This window comes from Paracoccus sp. MC1854, assembly GCF_014164635.1.
Lineage (GTDB): Bacteria > Pseudomonadota > Alphaproteobacteria > Rhodobacterales > Rhodobacteraceae > Paracoccus.
Window position 1 is genome coordinate 25676 of sequence record NZ_JACJFU010000010.1, and the last position, 21715, is coordinate 47390.

Genomic DNA, 21715 nt, shown 5'->3' on the forward strand with positions numbered 1-21715 from the left:
AGGCAGATGTGATCACGCGGTCCCCGTGTTTCAAGTTCCGCCTAGCCTCGGAACGAGTCCTTTGCCGCGCGCAGGCGGGCAAAGCTTTCCATGGGCGACTCTCCCGCACGGGCCAGTTCGGCGGCGCGCAGGAAGGGGTTGGTGGCCTTTTCTTCGGCCAGCGTGGCGGGAGAGGCCGGGCGCTTCCCCGCCAGCGTGGCATCCAGCCGGTCCTTCAGCGCCCTGTTGTCGGGGTCCACCGACAGGGCGAAGGCGCCGTTGCCGCGGGCATAGTCGTGGCCCGAGCAGACCAGCGTCTCGTCCGGCAGCTCCGCCAGCTTCGACAGCGAGGCCCACATCTGCGCGGCTGTCCCTTCGAACAGTCGGCCGCAGCCCATCGCCATGAGGCTGTCGGCGGTGAAGACCATTCCCGCGTTGGGCAGATGAAAGGCGACATGGCCGACCGTATGGCCCGGCACGTCGATCACATGGACCGGCTGGCCGCAGGCCTCGATCCAGTCGCCGGTCTCAAGCGCCCGGTCCAGCGGCGGCAGGCGGCCCGTATCCTCGGCGTTGCCCCAGACCTGCGCGCCGGTCGCGGCCACGATTTCGGGCACCGCCTGAATGTGATCGTCATGATGGTGGGTCAGCAGGACCGCGTCGAGGCCCCAGCCTCGGCGGTCGAGTTCCGAAAGGATCGGCCCCGCCTCGGGCGCATCGACCAGCAGGGTGCAGCCCAGGTCGTGGACAAGATAGGCATAGTTGTCGCTCAGGCAGTGGATCGTCACCAGTTCGGCCATGATGTCCTCCTCGTGTCGGGGCCACGATAGGCACGGGTTCCGGCATTGGCAAACCGGCGGGCGGCTTGACGCCGCCGCAAGGGCAGGGCCCTGATATGGCCCATGCATCACGACGTCGTCGATCTGCGCGCCTTCTATTACCAGCGGGCGCTGGGCCGGGTGGTCCAGCGCATCCTGCGCGACCGGCTGACCGCCATGTGGCCGCCCGAGCGCGCCACTGGAATGACCGTCGCGGGCTATGGCTTTGCCGCGCCGTTGCTGCGGCCCTACCTGCCGCGGGCGCGGCGGGTGATCGGGCTCATGCCGGCCCGGCAAGGGGTGATGCCCTGGCCGGCGGGGGCGCCGAACCACTCGGTCCTGTGCGAGGAAACCGCCTGGCCGCTGGACACCGGCAGCATCGACCGGCTGATCCTTCTGCACGGGCTTGAGACGGCGGATCATGCCGATGCGCTGCTGGCCGAATGCTGGCGCATCCTTGGCCCGGGCGGGCGGCTGATCGTCATGGTGCCGAACCGCGCGGGGCTATGGGCGCAAAGCGAGGGGACTCCCTTCGGGATCGGCCGCAGCTACACGCGCGGCCAGTTGGAGGGTCAGGCCCGCGCCGCGGGCTTCGTCTCCGAGGTGACGGGAGCTGCGCTGTACATCCCCCCCTCGGACCGCCGCTTCTGGCTGAAAAGCGCGCAGATGTGGGAACGGGCAGGAAGCCGCATCGCCTCGGTCCTTATCGCAGGGGTGGTGATCGCCGAATTCGCCAAGCAGGTGCCCGCGATGATCGGCCCGGCGCAGCGGCTGCTGGTGCCGGGGCCGCTCGACCTGCTGGACGGCATCCGCAGGCCGCGTCCCTCGGCCCGGCCCGCGCCGCATCCCTCGGGCGGGCAGGGCAGGAGCGGCGGCGAGGGGGCGAAAGCTGACGATTCGCGGGTTCTGCGTCCGCGCGGGAACTCGGGGCAGGCTTCTGCGCTTGAGGCGGCCGGGAGCCCCTGTCCGGGCGGCCCGTCGTGTCGCGCGGACCTCTCGCCGGGCGACTGCAGCATTTTTACACGGCAGGAACGGTTGCGTGTGACGGGCGAGTGCTGCTAGAGACGCGCCAGATTCAGGGGCGCGCCGTCCACAGGTCCGTCCTGCCTTGACCGCACCCCGCGCCCGACCGCCCGCAAGGCGGCCCGACCGCGGGGTTTCGCGCAAACCAAAGGGGTGTCCGTGGCCAATACCGCTTCGATTTCCGCAAACATCGCCGGGCGTTATGCGCAAGCCGTGTTCGACCTGGTCAAGGAGGAAGGCGGCGGCGACCGTCTTTCCTCCGAGGTCGAGAGCCTGCGCACGGCGCTGGACGACAGCGCCGACCTGCGGACCCTGATCGGCTCGCCGCTGTATTCGCGCGAGGAACAGGAATCGGCCATCACCGCCATTGCGGAACGCATGGGCCTGTCGCAGATCCTGATCAACACCCTGCGGCTGATGGCGCAGAACCGCCGCCTGTTCACCCTGCCACAACTGGTCGAGCGCCTGGGCGACCTGATCGCCAAGGAACGCGGCGAGGTCACGGCCGATGTCGTCAGCGCAGCCCCGCTGTCCGACGAACAGCAGCGCCGCCTGACCGAGACCTTGGCGCAGAAATCCGGCAAGACCGTGAAACTGAACACCCGCGTCGATGAGGGTCTCATCGGCGGAATGATCGTCAAGCTGGGCTCGCAGATGATCGACAGCTCGATCCGCTCGAAGCTCGCTTCTCTCCAGAATGTCATGAAAGAGGTCGGATAATGGGAATCCAGGCTGCCGAGATTTCGGCGATCCTCAAGGATCAGATCAAGAATTTCGGTCAGGACGCCGAGGTGGCCGAGGTCGGCCAGGTGCTGTCGGTCGGCGACGGCATCGCCCGCGTTCACGGCCTGGACAAGGTGCAGGCCGGTGAGATGGTCGAATTCCCCGGTGGCATCCGGGGCATGGTGCTGAACCTTGAAACCGACAACGTCGGCATCGTGATCTTCGGCGACGACCGTTCGATCAAGGAAGGCGACACCGTCAAGCGCACCCGGTCCATCGTGGACGTGCCGGTGGGCCGCGCCCTGCTGGGCCGCGTCGTGGACGCGCTGGGCAACCCCATCGACGGCAAGGGCCCGATCGAGACGACCGAGCGCCGCGTGGCCGACGTGAAGGCCCCCGGCATCATGCCGCGCAAGTCGGTGCACGAGCCGATGGCAACGGGCCTCAAGTCCGTGGACGCCATGATCCCGGTCGGCCGCGGCCAGCGCGAACTGATCATCGGCGACCGCCAGACCGGCAAGTCGGCGATCGCGATGGACACCATCCTGAACCAGAAGAACTACAACGGCCGTGAAAACGACGGCATGAAGACGCTGCACTGCTTCTATGTGGCCATCGGCCAGAAGCGGTCCACCGTCGCCCAGCTGGTCAAGAAGCTGGAAGAAACCGGCGCGATGGCTTACACCACCGTCATCGCCGCGACCGCGTCGGAACCCGCGCCGATGCAGTATCTGGCGCCCTATTCCGCGACCGCCATGGCGGAATATTTCCGCGACAACGGCATGGACGCGCTGATCATCTATGACGACCTCAGCAAGCAGGCCGTGGCCTATCGCCAGATGTCGCTGCTGCTGCGCCGTCCGCCGGGGCGCGAGGCCTATCCGGGCGACGTGTTCTACCTGCATTCGCGCCTGCTGGAACGTTCGGCCAAGCTGAACGAGGACTTCGGCGCGGGCTCGCTGACGGCGCTGCCGATCATCGAGACGCAGGCGGGCGACGTGTCGGCCTATATCCCGACCAACGTGATCTCGATCACCGACGGCCAGATCTTCCTGGAAACCGACCTGTTCTTCCAAGGCATCCGCCCCGCCGTGAACACCGGCCTGTCGGTGTCGCGCGTGGGTTCTGCCGCCCAGACCAACGCGATGAAGTCGGTCGCCGGTCCGGTCAAGCTGGAACTGGCGCAGTATCGGGAAATGGCGGCCTTCGCGCAGTTCGGCTCGGACCTTGACGCCGCGACCCAGCGGCTTCTGAACCGCGGTGCGCGCCTGACCGAACTGATGAAGCAGCCGCAGTATTCGCCGCTGACCAACGCGGAAATCGTGGCCGTCATCTATGCCGGCACCAAGGGCTACCTGGACAACATCCCGGTGCGCGAGGTCGGGCGTTGGGAAGACGGGCTCATCGCCTTCCTGCGCAACCAGCACGCCGACGTTCTGGACTGGCTGACCCGCGAAGACCCGAAGATCAAAGGCGAGGCGGAGACCCGGCTTAAGACGGTCCTGGACGCCTACGCCAAGACCTACGCCTGAGGAGAGGGGAAAGATGCCCAGCCTCAAGGCGCTTAAAACCCGGATCGGAAGCGTCAAGAACACGCGGAAGATCACCAAGGCGATGCAGATGGTCGCCGCCGCCAAGCTGCGCCGCGCGCAGGAAGCGGCGGAGGCTGCACGCCCCTATGCCGACCGCATGTCCGCCGTGATGGCGGGCCTGACTGCGGCCGCCAGCGGGTCGGATGGCGCGCCGCGCCTTCTTGCCGGCACGGGCGAGGACCGGCGCCACCTGCTGGTGGTGCTGACCTCGGAACGCGGGCTTGCCGGCGGATTCAACAGCGCGATCGTCAAGCTCGCGCGCCAGCAGGCGGAAACGCTGCTGGGCCAAGGCAAGGAAGTGGCGATCGTCACCGTGGGCAAGAAGGCCCGTGAGCAGTTGCGCCGCGACATGGGGAACCGCTTCGTCCATCATGTGGACATGTCCGAGGTGAAGCGCGTGGGCTACGAGAACGCCCGCGAGATCGCGCAGGGCATCCTCGAACGTTTCGAGGCGGGCGACTTCGATGTGGCCACCCTGTTCTACAGCCGCTTCGAATCCGTCATCAGCCAGATTCCCACGGCCCGCCAGATCATCCCGGCCGTGATCGAGGAAGGGCAGGTCGAGGCGAACGCGCTGTATGACTACGAACCCGGTGAGGAAGCGATCCTGTCCGAGTTGCTGCCGCGGTCGATCACCACGCAGGTCTTTGCGGCGCTGCTGGAAAACGCGGCCTCGGAACAGGGCGCGCGGATGACCGCCATGGACAACGCGACCCGCAACGCGGGCGACATGATCGACAGGCTGACGACGCAGTACAACCGCTCGCGTCAGGCGGCGATCACCACCGAACTGATTGAAATCATCGCAGGCGCCGAGGCGCTCTGACCGGAATATAAGGGGTTTGAAAGATGGCAGAGGCTGAAGCCCGCAACATCCTGGCCGACGAGCCGTCGCGCGCAGGCGCCAAGGGCAAGATCACCCAGGTCATCGGCGCCGTCGTCGACGTTCAGTTCGACGAACACCTGCCGGCGATCCTGAACGCGCTGGACACCGAGAACAACGGCAAGAAGCTGGTTCTGGAAGTCGCCCAGCACCTGGGCGAGAACACCGTCCGCACCATCGCCATGGACGCGACCGAGGGCCTGGTCCGCGGCGCGCCCGTGACCGATACCGGTGGTCCGATCATGGTGCCGGTTGGGCCGGCGACGTTGGGCCGCATCCTGAACGTCGTGGGCGAGCCTGTGGACGAGCGCGGTCCGGTCGAGGCGACCGAGACCCGCGCCATTCACCAGCCCGCGCCCTCGTTCGCGGCGCAGGCGACCAGCTCGGAAATCCTTGTCACCGGCATCAAGGTCATCGACCTGCTGGCGCCCTATTCCAAGGGCGGCAAGATCGGCCTGTTCGGCGGCGCCGGGGTCGGCAAGACCGTTCTGATCATGGAACTGATCAACAACATCGCCAAGGTGCACTCGGGCTATTCCGTCTTCGCCGGCGTGGGCGAGCGGACCCGCGAAGGCAACGACCTTTACCACGAGATGGTGGAATCGGGCGTCATCAACGAGGCCGACCTCGAGAAGTCGCAGGTGGCCCTCGTCTATGGTCAGATGAACGAGCCTCCGGGCGCGCGGATGCGGGTGGCCCTGACCGGCCTGACCGTGGCCGAGCAGTTCCGCGATTCCACCGGGACGGACGTGCTGTTCTTCGTGGACAACATCTTCCGCTTCACCCAGGCGGGGTCCGAGGTGTCGGCGCTGCTGGGCCGCATCCCGTCCGCCGTGGGCTATCAGCCGACGCTGGCGACCGACATGGGTGCGATGCAGGAACGCATCACCTCGACCAAGTCGGGTTCGATCACCTCGATCCAGGCCGTCTATGTTCCGGCCGACGACCTCACCGACCCCGCGCCCGCGACGACCTTCGCCCACCTTGACGCCACGACCGTTCTGTCGCGCGCGATCTCGGAACTGGGGATCTACCCGGCCGTGGACCCGCTCGACTCGAACTCGCGCATCCTCGATCCGGGTGTCGTGGGCGAGGAGCATTATCAGGTCGCTCGCGACGTTCAGGGCATCCTGCAGAAATACAAGTCGCTGCAGGACATCATCGCCATCCTCGGGATGGACGAACTGAGCGAGGAGGACAAGCTGACGGTCGCCCGCGCCCGGAAGATCCAGCGCTTCCTGTCGCAGCCCTTCGACGTGGCCAAGGTCTTCACCGGCTCGGACGGTGTGCAGGTGCCGCTGGAAGACACGATCCGCAGCTTCAAGGCTGTCGTGGCCGGCGAATACGACCATCTGCCGGAATCGGCCTTCTACATGGTGGGCGGCATCGAGGACGTGAAAGCCAAGGCGCAGCGCCTCGCCGCTGACGCGGCGTAAGGGGGCGACATGGCCGACACAATGCAGTTCGACCTGGTGTCGCCGGAACGGAGACTCGTCTCGATCCCGGTGCGAGAGGTTCGCCTGCCGGGCACCGACGGCGATCTGACGGCAATGCCCGGTCACGCCGCGACGATGGTCACGCTACGGCCGGGCCTCGTCACGGTGGTGGACGCGCAGGGCACGGCGACCGAGTTCGCCGTGACCGGCGGCTTTGCCGAGATCAATGGCGAATCGGTCAGCCTGCTGGCCGAACGGGGTCATGCCCGCGCCGAGATCACGCAGGACGTCTACAACGAGATGATGCGCGACGCGCAGCGTTCCCATCAGGGTGTCGAGGCCCGGCGCGAGTCGGTCGGCGACGAGATGGTTGCCGCCTCGGCCAAGATGCTGGGCGACATGCAGGCGCTGGGAACCCATATCGGACTGGACCCGAACCAGTCCACCGTCCCGGACTGAAGGCAGGGGACTATCTGTAAAGACAGGCACCTCGCTCGTTTCCACGGGCGGGGTGTTGTTGTTCCATCCATCTGGAAAGCGGCTCGTGGCAGCGGCGCCGCGCAAGAGGGGGCGGATGCTCCGGTTCAGTCACACGGCGGTCGGCGTTCAGCAAGGCAGGGCCTTCCTGTTTTCGGCGTTCGAGGATGGCGGCCCGATGTGGACCCAGCGTGGTCCGCGGGTCGAGCGCGTCGCAGTGGCCTTTGCCACCCCGTTCCGCGATACCCCGCTGGTGCATGTCGGCCTGTCGATGTGGGACATCTCGGTCGAAGCCAACCAGCGCGTCGACATCACCGCAGAGGATGTGACGCCTTCAGGCTTCACCCTTGCCTTCCGCACCTGGGGCGATACCCGCGTGGCGCGGGTCCGGGCCGACTGGCTGGCCATCGGCCCCGCCGATCACGTCGACGATTTCGAGCCTGATTGACCGTCACGCCCGGTCGAGGTTCTGCGCCACCAGCGCCGTGACCTCGTCAGGGTGGGTTATCGGGGCCATGTGACCCGCGCCGGGAACGATCGCGCGGCGAGCCTCTGGCAGCCTGCTGCCGAGCGTATCGAGGATCTCGCCCACGACTGCAGGCGATTCAGCGCCCGCGATCAGCATGGCGGGGGCTGCAACCGATTCCAACGCGTCCGGCCGCAGGATGGCGTGGATGTCGGCGCTCAGCGCCGCGTCGGTTTCAAGGATCAGCGGCATCAGCGCGACCGCGGCCTGCTGCATCGACCGCGGCATTGCGTCATATCCGCCCGGGGCGCCCCAGACGCTGAGGAAAAGCCGCGTCGCCTGCTCGATCTTTCCCGCGGCGGCAAGGGCGGCAAGCTCGTCGTCCAAGGCATGGCCCGAATTCGAGGCGGCGAACAGCACCGGCTCGATCACCGTCAGCGACCTGAGCCGCTGCGGCGCGGCCACCGCAAGCCGTAGGGCGACCGTGCCGCCGATGGAATGGCCGATCAGGTCAACAGGCTGGTCCCCCAGCAGGGCTTCCGCGATGCGGGTCACGGCCGAATGGTAATCCTCATCCGCCTCAGGCCGCCACGCGGCGCTGCGCCCGTGAGAGGGCAGGTCGAAGGCAGTCAGCTCCACCCGACCCTGCAGCCGCCGCGCCATGGGGTCGAAGGCCCGGCCGCTGCCCATCATGCAGTGGATCGCCAGCGCCGGACGCGAGGGATCGCCCGGCCAGTGCCGGACATGGACGCCGCTCACAGCGCGGCCAGATGCCGGTCAAGGAAGTCGAGCCGGTCCTGCCCCCAGAACCGCTGGTCGGTGTCAAGGACGTGGTAGAAGGGGACGCCGAACACCCCGGCCTCGACCGCGCGTTCAAGGTTGCGGGCATAGGTCTCGGCCCCGACGAAGAGGCCACGGTCGGCCAGTCCCGGATCGAAGCCGCTTTTGGTCAGCGCCTCGCGGATGACCTCGTCCTCGGCGATATCGAGGCCCTCGGCAAAGCGCGCCGCGAGGATCGCCCGCGCCAGTGCCGCCACGTCGCCGCCCGCATCCTGCGCGGCGATGATGGCATAGGAAGAGGGCGCGGCGTTCGTCATCGGCACGTCGATGCGGATCGGCATTCCCAGATGCTCGGCCCAGCGGGGCAGGTCCTGCCCGCGATACGCAAGCCGCGCAGGGTGACGATCCTGCGGGCGGACCCCTCCGGTGCGGTCAAAAAGCTGCAGGACATCGAGCGGGCGGTAGGTGATGGTCGCGCCGTGACGTTGCGCAATCCGCTCCAGCCGGTCGCCGGCGAGATAGGCCCAAGGGCTGATCGTGCTGAAGTAATAGTCGATCTGAGCCATGGTCTGCCCTTTCCAGCGGTTTGCCCGGACGCTATCGCGGTGCTAATCGGGGCGCAATCCGGCGATTCCCGGCCGGGCGGCCCTAGCCATCAAGGATTCCGATGCCTGCCATGACCGAACCCAAGCTGATCGCGGGCAACGCGAATCGCCCGCTGGCCACCGGAATCGCACGGCGGATGTCGATGCACCGCGGCATGAACGTGGACTTGGTGAACGCGCGCGTCGAGCGCTTCAACGACCAGGAAATCTTCGTCGAGGTCTACGAGAACGTTCGCGGCGAGGACATGTACATCATCCAGTCCACCTCGAACCCCGCGAACGACAACCTGATGGAGCTGCTGATCATGGCCGACGCGCTGCGCCGCAGCTCGGCCAACCGCATCACCGCCGTGATCCCCTATTTCGGCTATGCGCGGCAGGATCGCCGCGCCAAGGCCCGCACGCCCATCAGCGCCAAGCTGGTGGCCAACATCCTGACCGAAGCCGGGGTGGACCGTGTGCTGACGCTGGATCTGCACGCGACCCAGATCCAGGGGTTCTTCGACATCCCCGTGGACAACCTCTATGCGGCGCCGATCTTCTCTCTGGACATCATGCACCATTTCAAGGGCCGCATGGACGACCTGATGATCGTCTCGCCCGACGTGGGCGGCGTGGCGCGGGCGCGCGAGATCGCGGCCCGGATCGACGCGCCGCTGGCGATCGTCGACAAGCGGCGAGAGAAGGCGGGCGAGATCGCCGACATGACGGTGATCGGCGAAGTGGCGGGCAAGACCTGCATCATCGTGGACGACATCTGCGACACCGCCGGAACGCTGGTGAAGGCCGCGCAACTGCTTTCGGACCACGGCGCCACCGAGGTCCATGCCTATATCACCCATGGCGTCCTGTCGGGGCCTGCGGTTGAGCGGATCGAGGGATCGATCATGAAGTCGCTGGTCATCACCGACTCGATCACTCAGCCCGAGTCGGTCAAGAACGCCCGCAACATCCGCATCGTCCCGACCGCGCCCTTGTTCGCGCAGGCGATCATGTCCACCTGGAACGGCACCTCGGTATCCTCGCTGTTCGAGCTGGAAACGCTGCAGCCGATCTATGAGGGGATGTATTCGGCGGTGTGAGGGCTCGCAGGGTGCGTGGTTTCCCCGCACCCTTCTTCGTCAGAGGGCTCGCCAGCCGATGTCGCGGCGGAAGAAGCCCTGCGGCCAGTCCACGGCCTCGGCCAGCGCATAGGCGCGGTCGCGGGCCTTGGCCAGCGAGGCCCCTCGGCCGGTGGCGTTCAGCACCCGGCCCCCGGCCGAGATCAACTGCCCGCCCCGTTCCGCCGTGCCCGCATGGAAGATCATGGCCGAGGAGGTTTCGGCCAGGTCTTCGGGCAGGCGGATGGCAGCCCCCTTGGCATAGTCGCCGGGATAGCCGTTGGCCGCCAGCACTACGGTCAGCGCATGATCGTCGGCCCAAGTCACCGACACGCTGTCCAGCCGCGATTCCGCGCAGGCATGGATCAGGTCCAGCGCCTGCGCCCCCAGCCGCATCATCAACACCTGACATTCCGGGTCGCCGAAGCGGACATTGTATTCCACAAGCCGCGCCCGGCCGTCGCGGATCATCAGCCCGGCGTAGAGGACCCCTTGGAACGGCATCCCACGCCGCGCCATCTCGTCCACTGTCGGCTGGATGATCTCGGCCATGACCTGCGCCTGCAGTTGCGCCGTCAGGATCGGGGCGGGGGAATAGGCCCCCATGCCGCCGGTATTGGGGCCGGTGTCGCCTTCGCCAACCCGCTTGTGATCCTGTGCGGTGCCGATTGGCAGGCAGGTGGTGCCATCGACGAGGACGAAGAAGCTCGCCTCCTCGCCTTCCATGAACTCCTCGATCACCACCTCGGCGCCCGCCGCGCCGAATGCTCCGCCGAAGGCCGCGTCGATGGCCTGCATGGCCTCGTCCTCGGTCATGGCGACGGTGACGCCCTTGCCCCCCGCCAGCCCGTCCGCCTTGACGACGATGGGCGCGCCCTTGCTGCGGATGTAGTCGCGGGCCGGCCCGGCCTCGGTGAACCGCGCCCAGGTGGCGGTCGGCGCGCCGCAGGCGTCGCAGATTTCCTTGGTGAAGGCCTTGGACGCCTCAAGCCGCGCCGCCGCCTGCGACGGGCCGAAGACGGCGATCCCGGCCGCGCGCAACGCATCGGCCACGCCCGCGGCCAGGGGCGCCTCGGGGCCGATCACCACGAGGTCGATGGCGTGTTCCTCGCAGAAGCCTGCGACCGCGGCGCCGTCCTCGATGGCAAGCTCCGCGCAGCGGGCGATTTCCCCGATTCCCGCATTGCCCGGCGCTACGATCAGCCGGTCGCATTTCGGGTTCTGCCGGATCGCCCAGGCAAGCGCGTGTTCGCGCCCCCCGCCGCCGAGGATCAGGATGTTCATGCAAGGCCCCTTCTGCTTTCGCCCGCTTTAGGGCGACAGGACAGGGGCGGCAAGCGACTGGCCGCAGCTTGTCCCCGCGGCCTTGCCGGTCCATGTTCGGCGCATGGAATTGTTCGAAGACGACGCCCCTGCAGCGGCAGGCAACAACGCCCCCGCCCTGTCGGTTTCCGAGATCTCGGGCGCGGTGAAGCGCGTGATCGAGGGCGAGTTCGGCCGCGTCCGCGTGAGGGGAGAGGTCGGGCGGGTATCCCGGCCCGGCTCGGGGCATCTTTACTTTGACCTCAAGGACGACAATGCCAGCATCGCCGCGGTCTGCTGGAAGGGGCAGGCCGGACGACTGGCGCATCGTCCCGAAGAGGGGATGGAGATCATCGTCACCGGCCGGCTGACGACTTTCGCCAACCAGTCCAGGTATCAGTTGATCGTCGAGCAGGTGGAACCGGCGGGTCTCGGCGCGCTGATGGCGATGCTGGAGAGCCGCCGCAAGGCGCTGGCCGCCGAGGGGCTGTTCGACGCATCCGCCAAGCGGCCCATTCCTTACCTGCCGGGAGTGATCGCGGTCGTGACTTCGCCTTCGGGCGCGGTGATCCGCGACATCCTGCACCGGCTGCGCGACCGCTTTCCCAGCCGGGTGCTGATCTGGCCAGTGGCCGTGCAGGGCACCGCCTGCGCCCCGCAGGTCGCCGACGCGATCACCCGGCTGAATGCGATCCAGCCCGGAGGGCCGGTGCCGCGCCCCGACCTCATCATCGTGGCCCGCGGCGGTGGCTCGGTCGAGGATTTGTGGGGCTTCAACGACGAAGCGGTGGTCCGCGCGGTCGCGGCGGGCACGATCCCGCTGATCTCGGCCGTGGGACACGAGACGGACACGACACTGATCGACCATGCCGCCGACCTGCGGGCGCCCACGCCCACGGCCGCGGCCGAGATGGCGGTCCCGGTGCTGGCCGACCTTGCCGCGCGGCTGACCGAGACGCAGGCGCGGCTTTTGCGCTGCACCCGCGCGCGGCTGGACCGTTCCACCCAGCGGCTGGGCGACCTCGGCCGCGCGCTGGGCCGTCCGCAGGCGTTGACCGACCCGGCGCGGCAGCGGCTGGACCTGACCGCCCCGCGGCTGGAGCCGGTGTTGCGCGCCTTCACCCGCGACCGCCGCCGCAGCATCGAGGCGCTGCACCTGCCGCTGTTTGCCCTGCGCGGTTTCATGGCCGACCGCCGCGCGGCGGTGGAACGGGCAGGGCGCGGCCTGGATCAGGCGCAAGCCCGCGACCAGCAGCGCAGGCGCGCGGCGCTGCCGGTGGTGCGGCCCGGCGCGGTGCGGATGGCGCAGGTCTCGGCGGCACGCAGGCTTGCGGGCGCGGCGCCTCGTCTTGATCCGGTGATCCGGCGCGCCACCTCGCTGGCAGCGCAGCGGCTTCAAGCGGCGGCCCTGCGGCACGACACGGCGCAGGGCCGGCTTCAACGCCGGCAGGCCGAGGGGCGGGCACGGATGGACGAGGCCGGGCGACGGCTTGACGCGCTCGGGCCCCGGCTGACAACCGAACGGCGGGACGAGCTTGAGACGTTGGACCGGCTGCGGCAGACGCTCGGCCATGCCGAGACCCTGCGGCGCGGCTTTGCCATCGTCCGGGGGACAGAGGGGCTGGTCACCTCGGCCAGCGTGGCGGGCAAGGCCGCGGCGCTTGAGATCGAGTTCCACGACGGTCGCGTGGCCGTGCATCCCGAAGGGGCTGCGCCCACGTCCCGCCGCGCGCCCAAGAAGAAGCCGCCGGCACAGGGCTCGCTGTTCTAGCGCGTGTCGCGCGGGCGCAGGGCCATCCAGATCAGCGCTCCGCCGGCCAGCGTCAGGAAGGGCAGCATCATCATGTTGACCGCCGACCAGCCTTGCTGCGCCGTGCCACCCGCGCAGCCCATCAGCGCCCCCGAGGACAGCGAGGCAAGGAACACCCCGCCGAAGACGATGGTGTCGTTGATCCCCTGCACCCGGCCGCGTTCCTCGGGCGTGTGCTGCGCGGTCAGCATCGCCGTCGCCCCGATGAAGCCGAAGTTCCAGCCCAGCCCCAGCAGGATCAGCGCGATGTAGAAGTGGTCGAGTTCCACTCCGCTGAGCGCGAACGCCCCGGCGGCGGCGAGGATCACCAGCCCCAGCGTCACGATCCGCTCGGCCCCGAAGCGAGCGATCAGGTTACCGGTGAAGAAGGCGGGCGCGAACATCGCCACCATATGCGCGGCAGTGACGTTGGCGGCGTCGGCGGTCGCAAAGCCGCAGCCGACCATCGCCAGCGGCGTCGAGGTCATCACCAGGTTCATCAGCGCATAGCTGACGGTCCCGCAGATCATCGCCACCACGATCCCCGGGGTCCGCAGGATCTCGCCGAGGCTGCGCCCGCCTGCGCTCCCCGCCCGCGCTTGCGGGGCCACCGGGATACGCAGCAGCGCGTAGATGAAGGGACCGAGCAGGTTGATCCCGATGATGGCCGCGAAGGTCATGGCAAAGGGGATCGCGCTCGCCTCGGCGGTGATGGTGGCGATGCGTGGGCCGATCAACGCGGACACCAGCCCGCCCGCCTGCACGAGGCTGATCATCTTCGGCTGCAGGGCCGCGGGCGCGACATCAGCAGCGGCGAAGCGGTAGAAGCCCTGCGCCGACATCTGCGCCCCGATCAGCGTGCAGCCGAGCGTGAACAGCGCAAAGCTGCCGCGTTCCAGCCCCGCAAAGGCGATCCCCGCCCCGATGGCGGCGATCAACGAGGCAATGGTGAAGCCCGCGCGTCGTCCGTGCCGGGCCATGAAGCCCGACAGGAACCGCGCCGAGACGGCCGAGCTCAGCATCACCATCGACACCGGCAGCGTGGCAAAGCAGAGATTCGGCGCGATCATCGCCCCGGCCAGCCCGGCGGTGATGAAGATCATCGACAATTGCGCGCCGAGGATGCCCTGCGCCAGCGTCAGCACCGCGACGTTGGACCAAGCCCGGCGACGGTTGGCCGGGCTGTCCTCGACCGCTGCCGTCAACGGGAATGACCGCCTGCAGAGCGGGCGACGATGCTCTCAGGCAGGCTCCAGCCGCGGAAAGCGCCGATCCCGCCGACAGGGGCAGACTGGCTGACCGAGTTCATTGCAAGCCCTTTCCGCGCAAGCCGCATCGCGCGCCTTGTCGGCCATGAACGGCAAGGCTGCAATAGGGGCGGCTGTGGTCTGCCGTCACCCCCCGAAGCCGCGGCTTCCGCCCGTCGCCGTCCGGGCCGTGGCGCCTGCACCGAAGCCGCCGCGCTGGGCGACCTGCGCGCGGCTCATCGGCTGCTGGCCGATGGTCGTGGGCGCGCGGTTGAAGGCCTGCGCCGGAACGCGGCCCGAGCCGCTGTTGCTGGCAAAGGTCTGGTTGCCCGAGGGCGTCGAATAGCCGCCCGGCGTCCGCACCATCGGCTGGCTGAAGACGCCGCCGCCGCGCGACAGCATCGACCCCATCATGTAGCCCACCAGCAGCGGCATGAAACTGAAGCCGCCGCCGCCCTGCTGCTGTGCCGCCGGGTCGCCCGCCGCAGGGTCGGCCCCGCAGGCGCCCGCGCCATGCTCCTCCTCGCACAACTCGCGCGATTCATAGCGGGGGGCGGTTTCCAGATGGGTCTGCTCGGCGGCGGCGAACTGGGTGCGGCAGTCATCGGCGGTGAACCACAGCCCATCCGTCTGCGCGGCGGCAAGGCAACTGTCCAGGTCGGGGAAGGCCTGCGCGTCCACCGCGTCGTCCTCGCAGGCGGCCAGCGTCAGGACGGCCGCTCCTGCCAGCAGCAGCGCGACATGGCGCGAGCGCTTGCGGCGGGGCGCGGAGGCCTCTTCGGGGCGGTCAGCGAGATCGGTCATGGCCTTACCCTTCGATGAAATGCGGCTTGAAGCGCGACAGGTTGTGGGTGATCCGGGCGCGATCCTCGCGCATGCCCAACCCCACGCAGTCCTCGCCCACGATCCAGGCGCCGAGGACGGGGTGGAAACCCTCGAAGTCGGGCAGCGCCGCGAGCGCCTGCACGACCTGGGGGTGGTGCGAGTAGCTGTCGTCCGGTGCGCGGTCGGTTTCCCGCCCGGCCTCGTGGATGACGACGCCCGCACCCTCGCGCGAGAAGATGGGCTTGGTGACATGGCCCTGCGCCAGCAGCGGCTCGGCGGCGGCAATCGCCTGGGCGAAGAGCGTGTCCTCACCCCGGCGCGCGGCTTCAAGGTCTGACTGAAAGAATGCCGGCAACAGGTTGGGATGATCGGGGAACAGGTGCCACAGCAGCGGCAGCAGCCCCTTGTTGGAAAGAAGCGCCTTCCACGGCGGCTCGATGAAGCGGGTCTGCGAAGGCTGCAGATTCGGCGCGAACTCATCGCGCAGCATGTCTTCCCACGGATAAAGCTTGAACAGCGTCCCGATCACCCGGTCGTGGTCGTCGGCAAGCTGCCCCTGATCGGTGATACCAATGTTCGCGAGATCGGTGAAATGCGCGCCAAGCCCGGCCTCGCGCGCGGCCCAGGCCAGCGCCTCGACGGTGGCGTAATCCTCGGGGTTTTCCTTGTCGGCGGCGAAATGGACATCCTCGCCCGGCACACAGATGGCGGCCCAGCGTTCGGTCAGCGCCTCGTGGATGCGGTTGAACTGGTCGGTGTTCGGACCCAGCCCCCCCGCGTCCCGGCTTTCCTCGAACCACAGCCATTGGAAGGAGGCGGATTCATACAGCGAGGTCGGCGTGTCGGCGTTGTATTCCAGCAGCTTCGCCGGACCCTTGCCGTCATAGGCGAGGTCGAACCGGCCATAAAGCTCAGGTTCGCCATTGGCCCAACTGCGTTCGACAAAGTCCCAATGCGCGCGGGGGATCTCCAGCCGGGTCAGCCATTCCTCGGACGTGACGGCATGTGCCACCGCCTTGCGGCACATCCCGTGCAGCTCGCTGCCGGGGGCCTCGATATCCTCCTCGATCTGGCGCAGGGTAAAGCGATAGGCCGAGGTTTCGTCCCAATAGGGTTCGCCGTTCATGTCGGCGAAGGTGAAGCCCAGTTCTTTGGCACGTTCGCGCCAGCCGGGGCGTTCGGGAAGGGAAAGTTTCTGCATCAATCGGGCGTTCCGCTGGTCATCGTTCCGATGTGGCAAGCAGGGCGGGGGGATGCAAGGGCGGCAAGACCGGGCGTCAGGCGCTGCGAAACGGCATCGACATGATATTGTGGCGAACCAGCCTCTTGCCTCAGACAGTGGTGGCAAGCACAACAGCTTGAGATATCCCCGCCCTTCGGCGCAGGAACAGGCACATGGCGCAACCGGATCACGACCTTCTCGGCGACGAAAGCCATCCCATCGACCTGGTCGAGGCGGTCGCCGCCCGCCGCGACTGGGATTTCGCCCGGCTGGCGGACGACCAGATCGCAATGACGGTCGAGGGGCTGTGGCGGATCTATGCGCTGACGCTCGCCTGGTCGGAACGGGACGAGGTGCTGCGGCTGATCTGCAGCTTCGACCTGGACCCGCCCGAGGCGCGAATGGGCGCGCTTCACGAGGCGCTGAACCTTGCCAACGACGCGGTGTGGGAGGGCGGGTTCTCGTTCTGGGCGCAGCACCGGCAGATGGTCTGGCGCTATGGGCTGGTGCTTGCGGGCGGTACGGTTGCCACGCCCGAGCAGATCGACCGCATGATCCGCAGCGCCATCGAGAACTCGGAACGTTTCTACCCGGCCTTCCAGCTTGCCTGCCGCTGCGAGATTGCGCCGCGTGACGCCATGGGCATCGCCATCGCCGAACCCGCCGGCAGGGCCTGAATGCCCGGCGCGACCCCACGGGCATCTTCTGTCTGGAAATATACCGAGGTCCGGGCAGGGCGCCGGTCCGGCATCGCGGCAAGCAGGTGCCTCTGGACAGCGTCGCCCTGATCGTTACCCCTTCCCCGGTGAAAGAGGGGCACATGGATCTGACGCATCTGAATGAAAGAGGGCTCGTGCTTGTCGGTTGCGGCCGGATGGGCGGGGCGCTGCTGCAGGGCTGGCTTGCGCGCGGGCTCGCACCGGCGGGGGTGCGCGTCGTAGATCCGAATGTCCCCGACTGGGTGCGCGACCGGGGCGTTTCGGTCGAGGGTCCAATGCCCGGCGATCCGGCGGTCGTGGTGCTGGCGGTCAAGCCGCAGATGATGAGGCCGGTGCTGTCGGATCTTTCCGCGACAGCCTCCGGGGACCGGCTGGTGCTGTCGGTGGCCGCCGGGGTGACGCTTGATGCCTATGGCCGCGCCTTTCCGGGCGCGCCGGTGGTGCGGGCGATGCCCAACACGCCGGCCGCCATCGGGCAGGGGATCACCGCGATCATCGGTAACGAGCGGGCGGACGAAGCCGCGCTGGCGCTTTCCGAATCGCTCCTGTCGGCGGTCGGGCGCGTGGTCCGCCTGAGCGATGAATCGCAGATGGACGCGGTGACGGCCGTTTCAGGCTCTGGCCCTGCCTATGTGTTCCACCTGATCGAAACCCTTGCCGCGGCAGGCGAGGCCGAGGGGCTGCCCGCCGGTCTCGCGCTCGATCTCGCCCGCGCGACGGTGGCGGGGGCAGGGGCGCTGGCGATGCACGAGGGCGGCGACCCGGCCCGGCTGCGCGAGGCGGTGACCTCGCCCGCCGGGACGACGGCGGCGGGGCTGTCGCACCTGATGGACCCGGAAACCGGCCTTGGACCCCTGATGCGCCGCACGGTGGCCGCCGCCGCCGAACGGGGACGGGAGCTTGGCAGATGAGCGCAGCCGCCCCGCAGATCACCTTTGACGATTTCGCCCGCGTGGATATCCGCGTGGGCACCATCCTGCGCGCCGAACCCTACCCGGAAGCGCGGGTGCCCGCGATCAAGCTGTGGATCGATTTCGGCCCCGAAATCGGAGAGCGCCGCAGTTCCGCCCAGATCACCCGCCATTACGAGCCTGCCGCCCTGATCGGGCAGCAGGTGCTGGGGGTGGTCAACTTCCCCCCGCGCCAGATCGGCAAGTTCCTCTCGGACGTGCTGGTCCTTGGTCTGCCGGATGCGGACGGACAGGTGGTCCTGATCGGCCCTGACAGCCCGGTCCCGAACGGAGGAAGGATGTACTGATGCGCCTGCTCGTCACCCGACGCATGACCGCCGCCGCCGAACAGGCGATCTCGGACGCCTTCGACGCGACGTTCCGCGACGAGACCACGCCGCTGACCGAGAATGAGGCGGCCGCTGCCCTGCGCGAGAACGACGCCATCATCCCGACGCTGGGCGATCCCTTCAACGCAACGGTGCTTGCCACGCCCGAACGACGCACGAAGGTGCTTGCGAATTTCGGCGCGGGCTTCAACCATATCGACATCGCGGCCGCAAAAGCCGCAGGCATCGTCGTGACCAACACCCCGGACGTGGTGACGGACGCCACTGCCGACATCGCGCTGACGCTGATCCTGATGACCGCCCGCCGCGCGGGCGAGGGCGAGCGGCTGGTCCGCGCGGGCCGGTGGACGGGCTGGCACCCGACCCAAATGCTGGGGATGCATGTCACCGGGCGCACCCTGGGGATCATCGGCATGGGCCGGATCGGGCAGGCCATCGCCCGGCGGGGGCATCTCGGCTTCGGGATGCCGGTGATCTTCCACAACCGCTCGACCGTCACGGGGCTGGACCTGCCCGCGCGGCAGGTGCCGCTGCCGGATCTGCTGGCGCAGGCGGATATCGTGGTCGCGGCGGTGCCCGGCGGCGCCTCGACCCGCCACCTGATCGGCGCGGCCGAGCTTGCCGCGATGAAGCCGGGCGCGATCCTGATCAACATCGCGCGGGGCGACGTGGTGGACGAGGCCGCACTGATCGCGGCGCTGGAGGCGGGAAAGCTTGCCGGTGCCGGCCTCGACGTCTACGAGCGCGAGCCTCTGGTGCCCGAGGCGCTGCGCGACCGCGAGAACGTCGTGCTGCTGCCGCATCTGGGCACGGCCGCCGAGGAAGTCCGCACCGACATGGCCCTGCGGGCGCTGGGGAACCTGACGGCCTTCTTCCGGGGCGAGGCTCCGCCTGACCGGGTGGCCTGACACGATTTCGTGAAAAATCTCCTTTGGAACTCGAAGGTTGGCTGCACGTTGATGCAGCGACGCAATAAAGGAGGTCATCCGATGAACTGGGATATCATCCAGGGCAAGTGGGACCAGATGAAGGGATCGGTCAAGCAGCAGTGGGGCGATCTGACCGACGACGATCTGACGCAGATCAACGGCGACCGCGACAAGCTATCCGGGAAGCTGCAGGAACGCTATGGCTGGGCCAAGACCGAGGTCGACGAGAAGATGAACGACTTCGTCCGCCGCAACAGCTGAGCGGATAGTCCGAGGTTGACGAGGAAAGGGGGTGCCCAAGGGCACCCTCGATTTTTTTTGACGAGTGTTGCGCGATGTAACGAGTATGGGGCGTCCAAGACGCCCCTTTTCGTTGTGGCGGTCAAGGAGGCGTCTTATGCCTCGCGCCCCAGCATCCTTTGTCCGCCGCGCCATAGCGGCGCAAGGACGTTCTTGGACAGGGGGATCAGCGCCAGACCCAGCGCCAGCCCGAACAGCCCGTCGAAGAAGGCCGTCACAGCCCAGCCGACGAAGCCCTGCGCCGCAGGCACGGCATGGGCGGCGAAATCGGACCAGTGATGGATGGTGTCGTACATCAGGCCGAAGCCCAGCGTATCCAGCCCGTGCAGCACGATGTTGCCGCCGACCCACAGCATCGCGGCCGTCCCCACGATGGTCAGCGCCTTCATGAAGCCCGGCATCGCCTTGACGATCCGCCGTCCGGCAGTCTGCAGGAAACCTTCCCGCGTGCGGGCCAGCGACATGCCATAGTCGTCCGCCTTCACGATCAGCGCAACCGCGCCATAGACCGCCACGGTGATCCCCACGGCCACCGCCAGCAGGACCACGGCGCGCATGACCAGCCCCTGATCCGGCGGAATGGTGGACAGCGCGATGGTCATGATCTCGGCCGACAGGATGAAGTCGGTCTTGATCGCGCCCTTGACCTTGGATTCCTCAAGCTGGCAGGGGTCGCCGACCTCCTCGCCTTCATAGCTGTCGTGGGGGTCGTGCGGGCTGATGGCGTGCCAGACCTTCTCGGCGCCCTCGAAGCACAGATAGGCGCCGCCGATCATCAGCAGGGGCGTAATCGCCCCGGGCGCGAACTCGGACAGGATCAGCGCGATCGGCAGCAGGATCACCACCTTGTTGAAGATCGAGCCCTTGGCGATGCGCCAGACGATGGGAATCTCGCGTTCCGCGTCGAAGCCGTGGACGTATTTCGGCGTCACCGCCGCGTCGTCGATGACGGCGCCCGCGGCCTTCATCCCCGCCTTGGCGGACATGCCCGCGACATCGTCCACCGATGCCGCCGCGACCTTGGCTATCCCCGCCACGTCGTCCAATAATGCGATCAGCCCGCTCATCCCCGCCTCTTCTGCAATCCTGCGTGCTGGCGAACGCGGGCAGCGGGGTTTCGGTTCGATCATGCGGGGGCATCACGCCTTGCGCGCGGCCAAAGGATGTTCCATCACCGGCCGGATGGACCAAAGGGGGACCGGGCGATGGCCATGCTGGAGCAGAACGCGAAACCGACCGAGGAGATCGACGTCCGCGACGTCTTCGGCGTGGACAGCGACATGAAGGTCAAGGGCTTCTCCGAGCGCAGCGACCGCGTGCCGGAACTGGACCCGACCTACAAGTTCGACCCCGATACCACCCTCGCGATTCTGGCGGGCTTTGCCTATAACCGCCGGGTGATGATCCAAGGCTATCATGGCACCGGGAAATCCACCCATATCGAGCAGGTCGCCGCCCGCCTGAACTGGCCCACCGTGCGGGTGAACCTGGACAGCCACGTGTCGCGGATCGACCTGATCGGCAAGGACGCGATCAAGCTGGTGGACGGCAAGCAGGTCACCGTGTTCCACGAAGGCATCCTGCCCTGGGCGCTGCGGAACCCGACCGCCATCGTCTTCGACGAATATGACGCGGGGCGCGCCGACGTGATGTTCGTGATCCAGCGCGTTCTGGAGGCCGAGGGCAAGCTGACCCTTCTGGACCAGAACGAGGTCATCACCCCGAACCCCTATTTCCGACTGTTCGCGACGGCAAACACCGTGGGCCTGGGCGACACGACCGGCCTCTATCACGGCACCCAGCAGATCAACCAAGGCCAGATGGACCGCTGGAACCTGGTGGCGACGCTGAACTACCTGTCCCACGACGCCGAGGTCGCCATCGTGCTGGCCAAGGTGCCGCAGATGAACACCGAAAAGGGCCGCAAATGCGTGGCGCAGATGGTGACTCTGGCCGACCTGACGCGGACGGCCTTCATGCAGGGCGACCTGTCCACGGTCATGTCGCCCCGCACCGTGATTTCCTGGGCGCAGAACAGCCGCATCTTCGACAACGTGGGCTATGCCTTCCGCCTGACCTTCCTGAACAAATGCGACGAACTGGAACGCCAGACGGTCGCCGAGTTCTACCAGCGCCTGTTCGACGAGGAACTGCCGGAAAGCGCGGCTGCGAAGGCGGGGTAAGGACAACGTTAAAGTAG

Annotated in this window: 22 protein-coding genes and 1 pseudogene; 15 read left to right on the forward strand and 8 right to left on the reverse strand. The window is 67.8% G+C overall.

What is annotated here, in order from left to right; genetic code table 11:
• Positions 1-41: 41 nt before the first annotated feature.
• Complete coding sequence (gene gloB, locus H5395_RS10150) at positions 42-782, reverse strand: hydroxyacylglutathione hydrolase (RefSeq protein ID WP_182792559.1); 741 nt, start codon at positions 780-782, stop codon at positions 42-44.
• Between the two features lie 99 nt (positions 783-881).
• On the opposite strand from gloB, the pseudogene H5395_RS10155 reads away from it, so the two are divergent.
• From H5395_RS10155 to H5395_RS10185, 7 genes and pseudogenes are all read left to right on the forward strand, one after another.
• Positions 882-1637: pseudogene (locus H5395_RS10155) on the forward strand (methyltransferase domain-containing protein); the annotation flags it as partial.
• Positions 1638-1973: 336 nt separating this feature from the next.
• Positions 1974-2540 carry a F0F1 ATP synthase subunit delta gene (locus H5395_RS10160; protein ID WP_182792462.1) on the forward strand — a complete coding sequence of 189 codons (567 nt, stop codon included), beginning with the start codon at positions 1974-1976 and terminating at the stop codon, positions 2538-2540.
• Entirely contained in the window at positions 2540-4075 is a 1536-nt protein-coding gene (gene atpA / locus H5395_RS10165; RefSeq protein WP_182792463.1) for a F0F1 ATP synthase subunit alpha, read from the forward strand. Before H5395_RS10160 ends, atpA begins: the two co-directional genes overlap by 1 nt.
• A gap of 13 nt (positions 4076-4088) precedes the next feature.
• Entirely contained in the window at positions 4089-4961 is an 873-nt protein-coding gene (locus H5395_RS10170; protein WP_182792464.1) for a F0F1 ATP synthase subunit gamma, read from the forward strand.
• A gap of 23 nt (positions 4962-4984) precedes the next feature.
• A complete protein-coding gene (atpD, locus tag H5395_RS10175; protein WP_182792465.1) occupies positions 4985-6454 on the forward strand; it encodes a F0F1 ATP synthase subunit beta in 1470 nt (489 codons plus the stop codon).
• Between the two features lie 9 nt (positions 6455-6463).
• Positions 6464-6913 (forward strand): F0F1 ATP synthase subunit epsilon, encoded by a 450-nt coding sequence (locus H5395_RS10180; protein WP_182792466.1) that lies wholly within the window; start codon positions 6464-6466, stop codon positions 6911-6913.
• Positions 6914-7028: 115 nt separating this feature from the next.
• Positions 7029-7379 (forward strand): H-type lectin domain-containing protein, encoded by a 351-nt coding sequence (locus H5395_RS10185; RefSeq protein ID WP_182792467.1) that lies wholly within the window; start codon positions 7029-7031, stop codon positions 7377-7379.
• A gap of 3 nt (positions 7380-7382) precedes the next feature.
• Here H5395_RS10185 and H5395_RS10190 read toward each other — a convergent pair whose 3' ends face one another.
• A complete protein-coding gene (locus H5395_RS10190; RefSeq protein WP_182792468.1) occupies positions 7383-8156 on the reverse strand; it encodes an alpha/beta fold hydrolase in 774 nt (257 codons plus the stop codon).
• Positions 8153-8743: a 2-hydroxychromene-2-carboxylate isomerase gene (locus H5395_RS10195; protein ID WP_182792469.1), complete on the reverse strand. Its 591-nt coding sequence runs from the start codon at positions 8741-8743 to the stop codon at positions 8153-8155. Before H5395_RS10195 ends, H5395_RS10190 begins: the two co-directional genes overlap by 4 nt.
• 101 nt (positions 8744-8844) lie before the next feature.
• Between H5395_RS10195 and H5395_RS10200 the strand changes: the two genes are divergently transcribed.
• Complete coding sequence (locus H5395_RS10200; protein WP_182792470.1) at positions 8845-9864, forward strand: ribose-phosphate pyrophosphokinase; 1020 nt, start codon at positions 8845-8847, stop codon at positions 9862-9864.
• Positions 9865-9903: 39 nt separating this feature from the next.
• Here H5395_RS10200 and purD read toward each other — a convergent pair whose 3' ends face one another.
• A complete protein-coding gene (gene purD, locus H5395_RS10205) occupies positions 9904-11166 on the reverse strand; it encodes a phosphoribosylamine--glycine ligase (RefSeq protein WP_182792471.1) in 1263 nt (420 codons plus the stop codon).
• Positions 11167-11269: 103 nt separating this feature from the next.
• Here purD and xseA point away from each other — a divergent pair, with 103 nt between their 5' ends.
• Positions 11270-12955, forward strand: coding sequence for an exodeoxyribonuclease VII large subunit (xseA, locus tag H5395_RS10210; protein WP_182792472.1), 1686 nt, complete (start codon positions 11270-11272; stop codon positions 12953-12955).
• Here the strand turns inward: xseA and H5395_RS10215 are convergent.
• The 3 genes from H5395_RS10215 to H5395_RS10225 all read right to left on the reverse strand — a co-directional run bounded on the left by H5395_RS10215 (position 12952) and on the right by H5395_RS10225 (position 16246).
• Positions 12952-14178 (reverse strand): MFS transporter, encoded by a 1227-nt coding sequence (locus H5395_RS10215; protein WP_255440605.1) that lies wholly within the window; start codon positions 14176-14178, stop codon positions 12952-12954. The two genes, xseA and H5395_RS10215, sit on opposite strands and share 4 nt — an antisense overlap.
• 189 nt (positions 14179-14367) lie before the next feature.
• Positions 14368-15024 (reverse strand): DUF1190 domain-containing protein, encoded by a 657-nt coding sequence (locus tag H5395_RS10220; protein WP_182792473.1) that lies wholly within the window; start codon positions 15022-15024, stop codon positions 14368-14370.
• A 4-nt stretch (positions 15025-15028) separates the two neighbouring features.
• Positions 15029-16246 carry a glutathionylspermidine synthase family protein gene (locus H5395_RS10225; protein ID WP_182792474.1) on the reverse strand — a complete coding sequence of 406 codons (1218 nt, stop codon included), beginning with the start codon at positions 16244-16246 and terminating at the stop codon, positions 15029-15031.
• Positions 16247-16440: 194 nt separating this feature from the next.
• Between H5395_RS10225 and H5395_RS10230 the strand changes: the two genes are divergently transcribed.
• From H5395_RS10230 to H5395_RS10250, 5 genes are all read left to right on the forward strand, one after another.
• On the forward strand, positions 16441-16944 hold the full coding sequence (locus tag H5395_RS10230) for a YbjN domain-containing protein (protein WP_182792475.1): 504 nt from the start codon (positions 16441-16443) through the stop codon (positions 16942-16944).
• Positions 16945-17087: 143 nt separating this feature from the next.
• Positions 17088-17897 carry a pyrroline-5-carboxylate reductase gene (gene proC / locus H5395_RS10235; protein WP_182792476.1) on the forward strand — a complete coding sequence of 270 codons (810 nt, stop codon included), beginning with the start codon at positions 17088-17090 and terminating at the stop codon, positions 17895-17897.
• Positions 17894-18244: a tRNA-binding protein gene (locus H5395_RS10240; RefSeq protein WP_182792477.1), complete on the forward strand. Its 351-nt coding sequence runs from the start codon at positions 17894-17896 to the stop codon at positions 18242-18244. The genes proC and H5395_RS10240 overlap by 4 nt, the downstream gene beginning before the upstream one ends.
• Complete coding sequence (locus tag H5395_RS10245) at positions 18244-19194, forward strand: D-glycerate dehydrogenase (protein WP_182792478.1); 951 nt, start codon at positions 18244-18246, stop codon at positions 19192-19194. Before H5395_RS10240 ends, H5395_RS10245 begins: the two co-directional genes overlap by 1 nt.
• 81 nt (positions 19195-19275) lie before the next feature.
• Positions 19276-19476 carry a CsbD family protein gene (locus tag H5395_RS10250; RefSeq protein ID WP_182792479.1) on the forward strand — a complete coding sequence of 67 codons (201 nt, stop codon included), beginning with the start codon at positions 19276-19278 and terminating at the stop codon, positions 19474-19476.
• A 134-nt stretch (positions 19477-19610) separates the two neighbouring features.
• On the opposite strand, the gene H5395_RS10255 is transcribed toward H5395_RS10250, so the two are convergent.
• Complete coding sequence (locus H5395_RS10255) at positions 19611-20582, reverse strand: DUF808 domain-containing protein (RefSeq protein WP_182792480.1); 972 nt, start codon at positions 20580-20582, stop codon at positions 19611-19613.
• Positions 20583-20726: 144 nt separating this feature from the next.
• Between H5395_RS10255 and cobS the strand changes: the two genes are divergently transcribed.
• The gene (cobS, locus tag H5395_RS10260) at positions 20727-21698 is read left to right on the forward strand and encodes a cobaltochelatase subunit CobS (protein ID WP_182792561.1); all 972 of its coding nucleotides are present in this window, start codon (positions 20727-20729) and stop codon (positions 21696-21698) included.
• The last annotated feature ends 17 nt before the right edge of the window (positions 21699-21715 follow it).

Excerpts from the sequence above, each read along its gene's own strand:
- atpA (WP_182792463.1), top strand. The coding sequence starts at position 2,540 with ATGGGAATCCAGGCTGCCGAGATTTCGGCGATCCTCAAGGATCAGATC.
- H5395_RS10170 (WP_182792464.1), top strand. The coding sequence starts at position 4,089 with ATGCCCAGCCTCAAGGCGCTTAAAACCCGGATCGGAAGCGTCAAGAAC.
- atpD (WP_182792465.1), top strand. The coding sequence starts at position 4,985 with ATGGCAGAGGCTGAAGCCCGCAACATCCTGGCCGACGAGCCGTCGCGC.
- H5395_RS10180 (WP_182792466.1), top strand. The coding sequence starts at position 6,464 with ATGGCCGACACAATGCAGTTCGACCTGGTGTCGCCGGAACGGAGACTC.
- H5395_RS10185 (WP_182792467.1), top strand. The coding sequence starts at position 7,029 with ATGCTCCGGTTCAGTCACACGGCGGTCGGCGTTCAGCAAGGCAGGGCC.
- H5395_RS10195 (WP_182792469.1), bottom strand. The coding sequence starts at position 8,743 with ATGGCTCAGATCGACTATTACTTCAGCACGATCAGCCCTTGGGCCTAT.
- H5395_RS10200 (WP_182792470.1), top strand. The coding sequence starts at position 8,845 with ATGCCTGCCATGACCGAACCCAAGCTGATCGCGGGCAACGCGAATCGC.
- purD (WP_182792471.1), bottom strand. The coding sequence starts at position 11,166 with ATGAACATCCTGATCCTCGGCGGCGGGGGGCGCGAACACGCGCTTGCC.
- xseA (WP_182792472.1), top strand. The coding sequence starts at position 11,270 with ATGGAATTGTTCGAAGACGACGCCCCTGCAGCGGCAGGCAACAACGCC.
- H5395_RS10220 (WP_182792473.1), bottom strand. The coding sequence starts at position 15,024 with ATGACCGATCTCGCTGACCGCCCCGAAGAGGCCTCCGCGCCCCGCCGC.
- H5395_RS10225 (WP_182792474.1), bottom strand. The coding sequence starts at position 16,246 with ATGCAGAAACTTTCCCTTCCCGAACGCCCCGGCTGGCGCGAACGTGCC.
- H5395_RS10230 (WP_182792475.1), top strand. The coding sequence starts at position 16,441 with ATGGCGCAACCGGATCACGACCTTCTCGGCGACGAAAGCCATCCCATC.
- proC (WP_182792476.1), top strand. The coding sequence starts at position 17,088 with ATGGATCTGACGCATCTGAATGAAAGAGGGCTCGTGCTTGTCGGTTGC.
- H5395_RS10240 (WP_182792477.1), top strand. The coding sequence starts at position 17,894 with ATGAGCGCAGCCGCCCCGCAGATCACCTTTGACGATTTCGCCCGCGTG.
- H5395_RS10245 (WP_182792478.1), top strand. The coding sequence starts at position 18,244 with ATGCGCCTGCTCGTCACCCGACGCATGACCGCCGCCGCCGAACAGGCG.
- H5395_RS10250 (WP_182792479.1), top strand. The coding sequence starts at position 19,276 with ATGAACTGGGATATCATCCAGGGCAAGTGGGACCAGATGAAGGGATCG.
- H5395_RS10255 (WP_182792480.1), bottom strand. The coding sequence starts at position 20,582 with ATGAGCGGGCTGATCGCATTATTGGACGACGTGGCGGGGATAGCCAAG.
- cobS (WP_182792561.1), top strand. The coding sequence starts at position 20,727 with ATGCTGGAGCAGAACGCGAAACCGACCGAGGAGATCGACGTCCGCGAC.